This window comes from Frigoribacterium sp. CFBP 13605 (assembly GCF_014839405.1).
GTDB lineage: Bacteria > Actinomycetota > Actinomycetes > Actinomycetales > Microbacteriaceae > Frigoribacterium.
In genome coordinates this window covers 42175-53699 of sequence record NZ_JACYNS010000010.1, presented here as the reverse complement: position 1 = coordinate 53699, position 11525 = coordinate 42175, and the positions used below count along the sequence as shown (strand labels likewise).

General features: G+C 70.4%; 10 protein-coding genes and 1 tRNA gene. 2 read left to right on the top strand and 9 right to left on the bottom strand.

The annotated features are described in order from the left end of the window. From IFT36_RS04705 to ubiE, 8 genes are all read right to left on the bottom strand, one after another. On the bottom strand, positions 1-276 hold a 276-nt coding region (locus tag IFT36_RS04705; protein WP_200412531.1), incomplete at its 3' end, for a hypothetical protein. 280 nt (positions 277-556) lie between these two features. Further along, a complete protein-coding gene (locus IFT36_RS04700) occupies positions 557-1369 on the bottom strand; it encodes an inositol monophosphatase family protein (RefSeq protein ID WP_159826078.1) in 813 nt (270 codons plus the stop codon). Between the two features lie 77 nt (positions 1370-1446). Beyond that, positions 1447-1528 (bottom strand) — tRNA-Tyr (locus IFT36_RS04695). A gap of 138 nt (positions 1529-1666) precedes the next feature. Further along, complete coding sequence (gene cls / locus IFT36_RS04690) at positions 1667-3133, bottom strand: cardiolipin synthase (RefSeq protein WP_159826076.1); 1467 nt, start codon at positions 3131-3133, stop codon at positions 1667-1669. Positions 3134-3166: 33 nt separating this feature from the next. Continuing rightward, positions 3167-3655 carry a YajQ family cyclic di-GMP-binding protein gene (locus IFT36_RS04685; RefSeq protein WP_056047782.1) on the bottom strand — a complete coding sequence of 163 codons (489 nt, stop codon included), beginning with the start codon at positions 3653-3655 and terminating at the stop codon, positions 3167-3169. Positions 3656-3760: 105 nt separating this feature from the next. Continuing rightward, positions 3761-5143 (bottom strand): FAD-dependent oxidoreductase, encoded by a 1383-nt coding sequence (locus IFT36_RS04680; protein WP_123570526.1) that lies wholly within the window; start codon positions 5141-5143, stop codon positions 3761-3763. 91 nt (positions 5144-5234) lie between these two features. Next, positions 5235-6374 carry a polyprenyl synthetase family protein gene (locus tag IFT36_RS04675; RefSeq protein ID WP_056046562.1) on the bottom strand — a complete coding sequence of 380 codons (1140 nt, stop codon included), beginning with the start codon at positions 6372-6374 and terminating at the stop codon, positions 5235-5237. Further along, positions 6371-7111, bottom strand: a complete 741-nt coding sequence (ubiE, locus tag IFT36_RS04670; protein WP_233568365.1) for a bifunctional demethylmenaquinone methyltransferase/2-methoxy-6-polyprenyl-1,4-benzoquinol methylase UbiE — start codon at positions 7109-7111, stop codon at positions 6371-6373. The genes IFT36_RS04675 and ubiE overlap by 4 nt, the downstream gene beginning before the upstream one ends. A gap of 52 nt (positions 7112-7163) precedes the next feature. Between ubiE and IFT36_RS04665 the strand changes: the two genes are divergently transcribed. Both IFT36_RS04665 and IFT36_RS04660 read left to right on the top strand, forming a co-directional pair. Then, a complete protein-coding gene (locus IFT36_RS04665; RefSeq protein WP_123570527.1) occupies positions 7164-8396 on the top strand; it encodes an isochorismate synthase in 1233 nt (410 codons plus the stop codon). Next, positions 8393-9802, top strand: coding sequence for an MFS transporter (locus IFT36_RS04660; protein ID WP_192124572.1), 1410 nt, complete (start codon positions 8393-8395; stop codon positions 9800-9802). Before IFT36_RS04665 ends, IFT36_RS04660 begins: the two co-directional genes overlap by 4 nt. Before the next feature lie 7 nt (positions 9803-9809). On the opposite strand, the gene IFT36_RS04655 is transcribed toward IFT36_RS04660, so the two are convergent. Continuing rightward, complete coding sequence (locus tag IFT36_RS04655; RefSeq protein WP_200412530.1) at positions 9810-11507, bottom strand: cell wall-binding repeat-containing protein; 1698 nt, start codon at positions 11505-11507, stop codon at positions 9810-9812. Between the last annotated feature and the right edge of the window lie 18 nt (positions 11508-11525).

The following is an 11525-nucleotide window of genomic DNA, read 5'->3' as shown; positions in this document are numbered from 1 at the left end:
GCGGGCCGCGGTGCTCGTAGCGGCGGCAGCCGTCGTGGTGGCGGAGGTCGTGGTGGCGGAGGTCGTGGTGGCGGCGGAGGCCGCCGCGGTCACGGGCCGGGCCGCGCGGCGTTCGGCCTCACGGGCTTCGCGACGGGTGAGGTAGACGGGGGCGTCGGCCACGACGGGGACGGTCGGAGCGACACTCGGCGAACCGGTGCCCGTGAGGTCGTCGGTGGCGCGACGCGACGGGGTTCCGTCGCCGTCGGGCTCGGCGATCTGCTGGTACTTCGTCACGTGTGATGGGTCCTCGGGGTGATCGGGATCGGACGGTGGGTGCACCGTCGTCTTCACGGCCGTCACTGGTGATCGTGGCGCGAGCTGCCCAGGACCTTCGGAAGGAGCCCTGGCGGAGTGCGTCACGCGATGATCACGGATCAATAACGACCTCACCAGGGTAGCCGGTCGATGAACGAATGGCTACCCGCATTCGGGTGTCGTCGCCGATATTCACCGTTGATCTACGATATGACAACGCACAACGACTCATGTTGACATCTTGCGCTGGGTGCTCCGGTCAGATCCCTGCCTCGACGACCAGGGCGGCGAGGTCCTGGGCGATGGCAGGGGCCGCGACGAAGGTCAGCGACTCGCTGGGGGCCTGACCGAGCTCCCCGCGGACGACGGCGCCTGCTTCGGCGGCCACGAGTGCGCCCGCCGCGTGGTCCCACGGCTTGAGTCCTCGCTCGACGTAGGCGTCGACCCGTCCCGCGGCGACGGCGCAGAGGTCGAGCGAGGCCGCCCCCAGGCGCCTCAGGTCGCGAACGCGCCCCACCACCCGGACCAGCGCCTCCGCGTGCTCGACCCGACGTGCGGCGTCGTACGAGAACCCGGTGGCCAGCAGGGACGTCTCGAGGGAGGCCGGAGCGTTCACCTGGAGGCGACGCCCGTCCAGCCACGCGCCACCGCCGACCGACGCGGTGAAGGTCTCGCCCGACGTCGGGTTGACGACCGCTGCGGCGAGGGTGCGCCAGGTGAGCGGGTCGGGACCGCCCTCGACGACGGCGATGCTCACGGCCCACTGCGGGATGCCGTAGAGGAAGTTGACGGTCCCGTCGATGGGGTCCACGACCCAGGTGAGTCCCGTGGTCGAGTCGTCGGGTTCGCCCTCTTCTCCGAAGAAGCCGTCCCCAGGACGCAGCTCGGCCAGACGGCCTCGGACGTACGTCTCGACCTCTCGGTCGGTGTGCGTCACGACGTCGACGGCGCTGCTCTTGGTGTCGGCGACGACGACCCCCTCGGAGCGGCGGAGGGCCGCGAGCTCGGCGGCCTCACCCGCGACGGCGACGGCGATCTCGAGCAGCTCGGCGGGGGTCGGGGTGACGGACACGGGTCCTCCTGTGGGGTGGGTGGCCCGGTAACGCAAGAACGGACTCGACGAGCGAGTCCGTTCTTGAGGGACAACCGTGGCAAGTGAGGGATTCGAACCCCCGAAGGCTACGCCGGCTGATTTACAGTCAGATCCCTTTGGCCGCTTGGGTAACTTGCCATGCACGCCCAGCCCGTGTGATCACCGACCGGAGGCGCCAGACAAATATACAGCCTCGGGAGCCCCCTCACGACCACTCGCCCTCAGGGCCGCGCCGCGCGGGCCGCCGGCCCACGATGGACCGCTCGGACAGGTGGACTACTGGACGGCGGAGGTGAGGCGGGCGACGTTGTCGAGGACCTTCGAGCGGAAGGGCCGCGCGAGCCAGTCGTCGAGGAACAGTTCGCGGCTCGAGGCGCGGTAGGTCTGCTCGACCTCGCGCAGCCGTTCGACGAACTCGCGTCCACGCACCATGACCGAGATCTCGAGGTTGAGGCTGAACGACCGCATGTCCATGTTGCTGGAGCCGATGACCGCGACCTCGTCGTCGATCGAGAAGTGCTTGGCGTGCAGGACGGTCGGCGAGCGGTACAGGAAGATGCGGACCCCCGACCGCAGCAGTGCCTCGTAGTAGGAACGCTGCGCGTGGTAGACCACCGGCTGGTCGCCGATCTCGCTGACGAAGAGCTGCACCTCGAGCCCGCGCTGGGCCGCGGTCGTCACGGCGTAGAGCATCGACTCGTCGGGCACGAAGTAGGGGCTGGTGATGATGATGCGCTCCTGCGCGCTGTAGAGCAGCGAGTTGAACAACCGCAGGTTGTTCTCGCCGTCGAAGCCCGGCCCGCTCGGCACCACCTGACAGTCGATCGTCTCGAGCCGGTCGGCCGTGTGCACGGGGTCGGTCTCGCGGAGCAGCAACTCGTCGGTCTCGCTGTACCAGTCGGTGACGAACAGCGCGTTGATGCCGGCGACGATGGGGCCCTCGAAGCGGACCATGAAGTCCTTCCACTCGAGGCCGCGGCGCTTGTTCTTGCGTTTCTGGTAGCTCTTGTCGACCATGTTCTGCGAGCCCGTGAAGGCCACCCGGCCGTCGATGACGAGGAGCTTGCGGTGGTTGCGCAGATCGGGCCGCTGGTACTTGCCCCGCAGCGGCAGCACGGGCAGCATGAGCTGCCACTCCACGCCCATCGCGTCCAACCGGCGTCGGGCCTTGCGGTACCCCGGGTACCCGCGGCTGGCGATGTGGTCCATGAGCAGACGGACCGTGACGCCCCGTCGACGGGCGTTCTCGAGCGCCAGGAAGAACGGCTCGGTCGTGCGGTCGAGGCTCGTGATGTAGAACTCGGCGTGGACGTAGCGGTGGGCCCCGTCGACGGCCTCGACCATCGCGGCCATGGATTCGTCGTAGTCGGTGTGCATCTCACCGGTGTTGCCGCCGACGAGCGGCATCGCACCGAGCGTGCGGTTGAGTTCGACCACCGAGTCGAGCCAGGCCGGCCACGGGTGGTCGCGCTTGACGCGCTCCATGCCCTCGGTCGTCTCGATGATGTACTTGTTGATCTCGGTCTGCTTCTCACGACGACGCGCGGGCAGCTTGGTGCTGCCGATCAACAAGAAGAGGACGAACCCGACGTACGGGATCAGGAAGATCGCGAGCAACCACGCGGTGGCCGTCTGGGGCCGCCTGTTGATCGGGACGTAGACGATCGCGAACACCCGGATGGCGATGTCGAGCACGATGCCGAGAACGGCGATCGTCGGCGCCACCCAGGCGGGTTCGACCATGGACGGGACCTCGGAGTCGTGAGCCGCGGGTGACTAGCGGAAGTTGACGAACTGCAGGTCGACGTCGAGGTCGGCCTTCTTCAACAGCGCCATGGTCGCCTGCAGATCGTCACGGCTCTTGGACTGCACGCGCAGTTCGTCGCCCTGGATCTGGCTCTTCACGCTCTTCGGGCCCTCGTCGCGGATGATCTTGCCGATCTTCTTCGCTGCGTCCTGCTCGATGCCCTGCTTGAGGGACGCCTCGATGCGGTACTCCTTGCCGCTGGCGAAGGGCTCGCCGACGTCGAGGTGCTTGAGGCTGATGCTGCGCTTGATGAACTTCGACTCGAGCACGTCGAGCACGGCCTTGACGCGTTCTTCGGTGGCGGCCTTGAGCAGCAGCTTCTCGCCGCTCCAGTCGACCGAGGCACCGACACCCTTGAAGTCGTAGCGCTGCTCGATCTCTTTCTGCGCCTGGTGGAGGGCGTTGTCGGCCTCCATCTTGTCGACCTTGCTGACCACGTCGAAGGAACTGTCTGCCATGGGGACCACCATACCGACGACCGACGAGGTCGGTGACGACCGCGCGCCTCCTCGGTTCCGCCGTCGAGGGGAGCCGAGGAGGCGCGCTACGGGCGACCGAGGACGTCAGGCGGGCGTCGACTCCGTCTCGACGGCGCGCGAGACGCGCACCATCTCGTCACGCTCCACGACCTTGACCCGGGCACGCTCGTGCTCGTGGGCCCCGCCGAGGGCGATCTCGTGCCCGTCGAGACGATGCCAGCCCTCGAGGTCGGTGTACTCGACGCCGCGCTGCTCGAGCAGGGCCGGGATGGCCTCGTCGGACGGGTCGACCGGCTGCCACCAGCTGGCCTGGTCGTTGATGAGGTGCTTGACGGTCTCCATCGCGTCGCTCTTGGTGTGCCCGATGAGGCCGACGGGGCCGCGCTTGATCCAGCCGGTGGCGTAGACGCCGGGGACGATCTGGTTGTCGTCGTCCATCACCTGGCCCTCGTGGTTCGGGATCACGCCACGACGCTCGTCGAACGGGATGCCGTCGAGCGGGGAGCCGAAGTAGCCGACCGCGCGGTAGATGGCCTGGATCGGCACGTCGCGGAGCTCGCCCGTGCCCTCGACGCCGCCCTGCCCGTCGGGCCGGGTGCGCTCGTACCGGAAGGCCGCGACTCGACCGTCGGCGTCGCCGACGACCTCGACGGGCTTGGCGTAGAAGTGCAGGTGCAGGCGACGCGACGCCGTCCCGACCTCGCGCTGGCGCCACTGGTTCAGCACCTTGTCGATGACGAACACCTGCTTGTTGGTGGCGATGGCCGTCTTGGACGCCTCGTCGTGGTCGAAGTCCTCGTCGTAGACGATCATGTCGACGTCACGCACCTCGCCCAGCTCGCGCAGCTCGAGCGGCGTGAACTTGACCTGCGCCGGGCCCCGGCGTCCGAAGACGTGCACGTCGGTGATCGAGGACTGCTTGAGGCCCGCGTAGACGTTGTCGGGGATCTCGGTGGGCAGCAGGTCGTCGGCGTGCTTGGCCAGGATGCGGGACACGTCGAGGGCGACGTTGCCGACGCCGACGACGGCGACCGACGTCGCGTCGAGCGGCCAGGTGCGGGGGAAGTCGGGGTGACCGTCGAACCAGCTGACGAAGTCGGCCGCGCCGTAGCTGCCCTCGAGGTCGATGCCGGGGATGTCGAGGTCGGCGTCCTTGATGGCACCGGTCGAGAAAATGACGGCGTTGTAGTGCTTGCGCAGGTCGTCGAGCCCGATGTCGACGCCGTAGCGGACGTTGCCGAAGACCCTGATGTCGCCGCTGTCGAGCACGTCGCGCAGCGCGTTGACGATGCCCTTGATGCGGGGGTGGTCGGGGGCGACGCCGTAGCGCACGAGACCGTAGGGGGCCGGCAGCTGCTCGAAGAGGTCGATCGAGACGTCGAAGGCCTTCTCGGCCTTCGCGAGGATGTCGGCGGCGTAGATGCCGGCCGGTCCGGCGCCGACGATGGCCAGTCGCAAGGTGGTCACGGGTTCTCCCTAGATCTGGGGTGGCTCGGCGGGGCCGGCCGGTTGGACGATGGTGCTCGAGGACGAGACGGACGAGGAGGCGCGGCGCCGGTCAGGCGGACCGCTCGACCACGCGGTCGGCGAAGCGGGTGAGCGCCTTCTTCACGGGCCCGTCGGGCAGCGGGGACAGGGCGTCGAGGGCCTCGCGGGCCCACCGGTGAGCCTCGACCCGGGTGCGTTCGGTGACCTCGTGCTGACGGACGCGTCGGACCAGGTCGGCGAACTCGTCGTCGAGGTGGGCCGTCGCGTCGGCGAGCGACGCCGACGTGCCGCCCTCGAGGTTCGGTTCACCGCTCGACCCGTGGGCCGCGGCACGCGTGGCGTCGACGATGCGGTCGATCTCGGACAACAGCGACGACGCCTCGAGGTCGGCCTGCGCCAGCTGCCGCAGGTACAGCACCGGGAGCGTGACGACGCCGGCCCGCAGGTCGGTGCCGGCCTTCTTGCCGGTCTCGGCGGGCTGGTCGGACAGGTCGATGACGTCGTCGATCAGCTGGAAGGCGATGCCGATCTTCTCACCGAACTCGGCGACGGGGGCGAGGTACTCACGCGGTGCCCCGCTGAACATGACGCCGGCGCGGGCGGCGGTCGAGATGAGCGACCCCGTCTTGTCGGCGAGCACGTCGATGTAGTGGGCGATCGGGTCGTCGCCTTCTCGTGGGCCGACCGTCTCGTGGAGCTGACCGAGGCAGAGCCGTTCGAAGGTCTCGGCCTGGAGCAGGATGGCCTCTTGGCCGAGCCCCGACACGATGGTGCTGGCCCGGGCGAACAGCAGGTCGCCGGCGAGGATCGCGACGTTGTTGCCCCACACCGTCTGGGCACTGGGGACGCCGCGACGCATCTGCGCCTCGTCCATGACGTCGTCGTGGTAGAGCGAGGCGAGGTGGGTGATCTCGGTGGCCTGCGCCGAGGCGACGATCCCGGGGGTCGCGCCGTCGCCCAGCTGGGCGATGAGCAGCGTCAGCGTCGGCCGGACGCGCTTGCCGCCGGCCGCGAGGAGGTAGCGCGTCGTGGCGTCGGCGATGTCGTCGGCGAAGGCGATCTCGCGCAGCAACCCCTCTTCGACGAGCTCGAGCCCGTCGTCGACCGCGGCCACGAAACGACGCTCGGTCGGCGTGGCGAACAGCTTCTCGCCGAGGCCGAGCGAACGACCCAGCGAGTTGCGCTGCGCAGGAGGGGCGCCGGCGTTCACGACGTGGCCCGCTTCGACCGCGAGGAGGAGCGCGCGGCGCCCGACGCCGGCTTGCGACCCCGGTGCAGGGCGACGATGCCGAAGCTGAGGTCGCGGTGGGCGACGCGGGTGAACCCGGCGCCGCGGATCCACTGGCTGAGGACCTGCTGCTCCGGCCACTGCTCGATGGACTCGGCCAGGTACGAGTAGGCCGGGCCGTTGCTGCTGGTGACCTTGGCGACGAGGGGCATGCCGTACTTGAGGTAGGCCCGGTAGGCGGCGCGCAGGAGACCGAACGGCGGAGTGGAGAACTCGCAGACGACGAGGCGGCCACCGGGCTTGAGCACGCGGTTCATCTCGGCCAGCGCGACCTTGGGCCGGTTCACGTTGCGCAGCCCGAACGAGATGGTGACGGCGTCGAACGTGTCGTCGTCGAAGGGCAGCGACTCGGCGTTGCCCTCGACGAACTCGAGCTCGGGGTGGCGTTCGCGGCCGACCTCGACCATGCCCTTCGAGAAGTCGAGGGCGACGACCTCGGCACCCCGCTGCGCGATGGCCGCCGAGCTGGTGCCCGTGCCGGCTGCGATGTCGAGGACCTTGTCGGCCGGACCGGCACCGATCGCCTTCACGGTGGCGATGCGCCACAGGACGGCGTTGCCCGCCGAGAGCACGTCGTTCGTGCGGTCGTAATGGCGCGCGACGCCGTCGAACATCGAGGCGACCTCGTCGGGTTGCTTGTTCATGTCGGCCTTGGTCACGATGGTGGATCCTACCGTCAAGCACTGGGGGTGTCCCGAGTAGGGTCGACGAGTGAAGTCCCCCGCGTCCCGCGCTCCGTCACTCGCCGTCCGCACCACGCGAATCGACCACGTCAGCCCGTTGCTCGACGTCGTCGACCGGGCGCGTCCGCTGGTCTTCGTCCGCGGCGGGGCGGGCATGGCGGGCGTCGGCGAGGCCCTCCGTCTCGAGTTCTCCGGGCCCGACCGCATGACCGAGGCCGCCGACGCCTGGCGTGCCGTGGCGGCCGCCGCCACGGTGCACGACGAGGTCGGCGTGCCCGGTACCGGGTTGGTCGCGTTCGGCTCGTTCGCGTTCGACGACGAGTCCGCCGAGACGAGCGTGCTGATCGTCCCGAGCATCGTCATCGGACGGCGCGACGGGGTCGCCTGGATCACGAGGGTGGACGACGCCGAGCTGCCCGCGGGGAAGCCGGTCGGCGCCTCCGTCCGCCTCTCGCTGGCCGACGGCGCCCTCGACGCCGGCGGCTACGCGACGGCCGTGGCCCGGGCCGTCGACGCCATCGGCGCCGGTCGGGTCAGCAAGGTCGTGCTCGCACGCGACCTCGTGGGCACGTTGCCCCCCGAGGCCGACCTGCGCCTCGTCGCCGCCACCCTGCTCACCGCGTACCCCGACTGCTACGCCTTCGCCGTCGACGGACTGATCGGGGCCAGCCCCGAGACGCTCGTCAAGTCCGAACGGGGCGAGGTGTCAGCCCGGGTCCTCGCCGGAAGCGCGGCCCGTGGCGTCGACGCGGCCACCGACGAGCAGGCCGCCCTCGCCCTGGCGACGTCTCCGAAGGACCTCGACGAACACGCCTTCGCCCTGCGCAGCCTGTTGCTGTCGCTCGGACCGCACGCCCGGGACGTCGTGACGGGCGAGCAGCCCTTCACCCTGCGCCTCCCCAACCTCTGGCACCTGGCCAGCGACGTGCGGGGCCGCCTGACCGACGGGTCGAGCTCGCTCGACCTCATCGCCTCGCTGCACCCGACGGCGGCCGTCGCCGGCACCCCGACGCAGGAGGCGCTGGCCCTGATCCGAGAACTCGAACCGTTCGACCGTGGTCGCTACGCGGGGCCCGTCGGCTGGGTCGGTGCCGACGGCGACGGCGAGTGGGCCATCGCCCTCCGGTGTGCCCAGGTCGACCGGGACGGCTCGGTGCGGGCGTTCGCGGGGGCCGGCGTCGTCGCCGAGTCCGTGCCCGAGAGGGAGGTGGCCGAGACGGCCATGAAGTTCCGCCCCGTGGTCGACGCCTTCAGCCGATGACCGCGCCCGCCCCCGCGACGACGTGGTCGCGTCCGGTCGCCCTCGTCGTGGCGGCCGCGTTCTTCATGGAGAACCTCGACGCCACCATCCTGTCGACGGCGACCGCCACGATCGCGACCGACTTCGGCGTCCAGCCCGCGCAGCTCGGACTCGCCGTGACCGGCTACCTCGTCGCCGTGGCGGCGTTCATCCCGCTGGGCGCCTGGCTCGCCGAACGCTGGGGCGCCCGCCGCGTGTTCCTCGCGGCCGTCGTGCTCTTCGTCCTCGCCTCGGTCGCCTGTGCCGCGAGCACCGACCTGGTCGCCCTCACGACCTCCCGGGTCGTGCAGGGCTTCGCGGGCAGCATGATGGTGCCGATCGGCCGACTGATCGTCCTCCGCAGCACCGAGAAGTCCGAGCTGATCCGGGCGATCGCCTACCTCACCTGGCCCGCGCTCGTGGCTCCGGTCGTCGCGCCGCTGCTCGGAGGACTGCTCACCGAGCACCTCGGCTGGCAGTGGGTGTTCCTGGTCAACGTCCCGGTCGGCCTCGCGCTGCTCGCGGTCGCCTGGAGGGTCGTCCCCTCCCCCGAGGTCGGTGACCGCCAGCCTCTCGACCTGGTCGGTCTGGTGCTCGTGGCGGGATCGATCGTGGCACTGGTGCTGGCGTTCGAGCTGCTCGGCGAGCCCACGACGCTCGTGCCGGGCGTGCTGCTGGCCGTCCTGGCGGTGGTGCTCGGCCTCGTGGCCGTGCGGTGGTTCCGTCGGGCGGCGCACCCGTTGCTCGACCTCACGGCCTTCCGCATCGGGTCGTTCCGCGTGACGAACCTCAGCGGATCGCTCTACCGGGCCGTCGTGAACGGCATCCCCTTCGTCGTCCCGCTGCTGCTGCAGGACGGTTTCGGCTGGTCGCCGGTCGAGGCGGGACTCATGCTCATGTGGGTGTTCGTCGGCAACCTGGCCGTCAAACCGTTCACGACGCCGCTGCTGAAGCGCTTCCGCGTGGTGCCGATCATCGTCGTCGCGACGGTGGCCCTCGCGGCGACCTTCGTCGCGGCCGCGCTGGTCGGCCCCGACACCTCGCCGGTCGTCGTTGCGGGGGTGCTGCTGCTCAGCGGCGTCTTCCGGTCCGTCGGCTTCACGGCCTACAACACGCTGCAGTTCGCCGACGTCCCGGCCGAGATGATCGGACCCGCCAACGCCATCGCGTCCATCACGAGCCAACTCGCCGTGGGGCTCGGCGTCGCCGCGACGGCACTGGCCGTCCGCGTGGCCGACCTCGCGATCTCCACCGACGGCCCGGCACCCGCGGCGTCCGGGTACCAGGCCGCGTTGATCGTGCTGGCCGTGCTGGCCCTGCTCAGCCTGATCGAGGGGCTGCGGCTGCCCAAGGGGACCGGCGACGCGTTGCGGAGCCGCGCCTCCTGACGTCCGGTCAGCGACCGCAGACGGCCAGCGGGACCTCGTTGGCGGCCCCCAGCACCGCCGGTCCCCCGACGAGGACGACCTCGAAGACGCGGGCGTCGAGCACGGCTCGCTCCGTCGCCGGCGGGACACAGTCTCGCTCGCTCAGGACGAGCGAGGCACCTTCGCGGGCGGCGACCGCACCCGCGACCAGCGCATCGGCGAATCCCCGTCCGCTCGCCACGAAGATCGTCTCGGAGTCACCACCGACGAGTGCGGCGGCCGTCTCGTAGCGATCGACTCCGGCGCGACGCTCGGTGACGAGAAAGGGCTCCTGCTCGACGAGACTGGCTTCGTACGCCCGGGAGATGCTCGCCGTCCCGCCGACGAGGATGGCCCGGGCCTTGCCCAGCTCGACCATCAGGGCCCTCGTCGGAGCGTCGGCGGCCGACTGAGCACCTCGGACGAGGACGACCGGGGCGTCGTCCCGATGAGCGGCAGGACCTGCGGCCAGGGCATCCGGGAACGCCTCACCCGTGGCGAGGTAGATCCTCTCGCCGGTCGACGAGCCGAGGAACGAGTGACGCGCCACCAGGCGCGAGGTCTCGTAGCGGTCCGCTCCACCGAGCCTCGTGATCGCCGGTTGCCACGAGGCCAGCTGCTCGTAGACCTGGGCGGAGACCGCGGCCGGCCCACCCACGACCACGATGCGCTCGGGGGCGAGGCGCTCGATGACCGCCACGGTGGCTGCGGGGAGGGCATCCCGGTCGGTCATCGCGAGGGCCCCGCCCTCGTGGGCTGCCGCAGGGCCCGCGCTGAGCGCGTCCGGGAAGTTCAGCCCGTTCGCGACGTAGAGGACGGGGACCCGAGGCGTGGCACCGTTCGTGGAAGGAAAGCCCCAGGGCGACGACAGGACCGCTGCTCCGGTGCCGAACCGGTCGTCCTCGGCCACTCGTGTCGTCGTGAAGGTCCGTTCGGTGAGGACGACGTCGAGACCGGTGATCTTTTGTCCGGGACCGATGACGATGTCCTCGGCATCGGCGAACCGCCGACCCGCCGGCCAGTACAGGTCGTCGTGGACCCTCGATGACTGCGAGGACCCGTCTCCGAAGCTCAGGCGATAGGTGCCCGGGCGCAGGAGGGGGAACTCCCAGCGACCGTCCTCGCTCGCCGTGGACTCGGAGCCCTCGTCCTTGTAACCACCGGTGGTGGGGTTCTTCCACCAGATCGTCACGCGGGCGTACGGCAGCGGCACCGTCCTCCCGTCGACGACCGCCGACACCTGGCCCGACAGGAGCTGGGACAGGATGAGCGGGAGATCGCCGACCGAGGCCGCCGACCCGTCGGCGGGAACGTCCACCCAGAATCGAGGGGACCCATAACGGTACGGACCGGGATACGGCGCTTCGAGCGTGACGTACCACCGGCCCGGCGTGACTCCGGTGAACGTGAAGGTCCCGTCGGGCCGACGCTCGAGCGAGGGGACCGGGACCTCGTCCGGGGTGGTCCCGGGTGAGACGGCCGTCAACCGACCGGCGGACGACGGCACCATCGAACCATCGGCCGTCTGGGCCGTGACCCGACCGGTGATGCTCCCGATCGGCGTCGTGCCGAGCGGGGCGGCGCCGGCCGGGGCGACGACGAGCCAGGACGCGACGACGGCGACGACGAGAGCGAGGGAGAAGACCACCGCGGTAGGACCGCCACGGAGGGGCGAGATGACGAGCATGAGGCATTGTCAGGGACC

What these genes read in the sequence shown, in the direction of transcription:
- cls (WP_159826076.1), bottom strand. Translation starts at nt 3,133, where the DNA reads ATGGTCGAACCCGCCTGGGTGGCGCCGACGATCGCCGTTCTCGGCATC.
- IFT36_RS04685 (WP_056047782.1), bottom strand. Translation starts at nt 3,655, where the DNA reads ATGGCAGACAGTTCCTTCGACGTGGTCAGCAAGGTCGACAAGATGGAG.
- IFT36_RS04655 (WP_200412530.1), bottom strand. Translation starts at nt 11,507, where the DNA reads ATGCTCGTCATCTCGCCCCTCCGTGGCGGTCCTACCGCGGTGGTCTTC.
- IFT36_RS04660 (WP_192124572.1), top strand. Translation starts at nt 8,393, where the DNA reads ATGACCGCGCCCGCCCCCGCGACGACGTGGTCGCGTCCGGTCGCCCTC.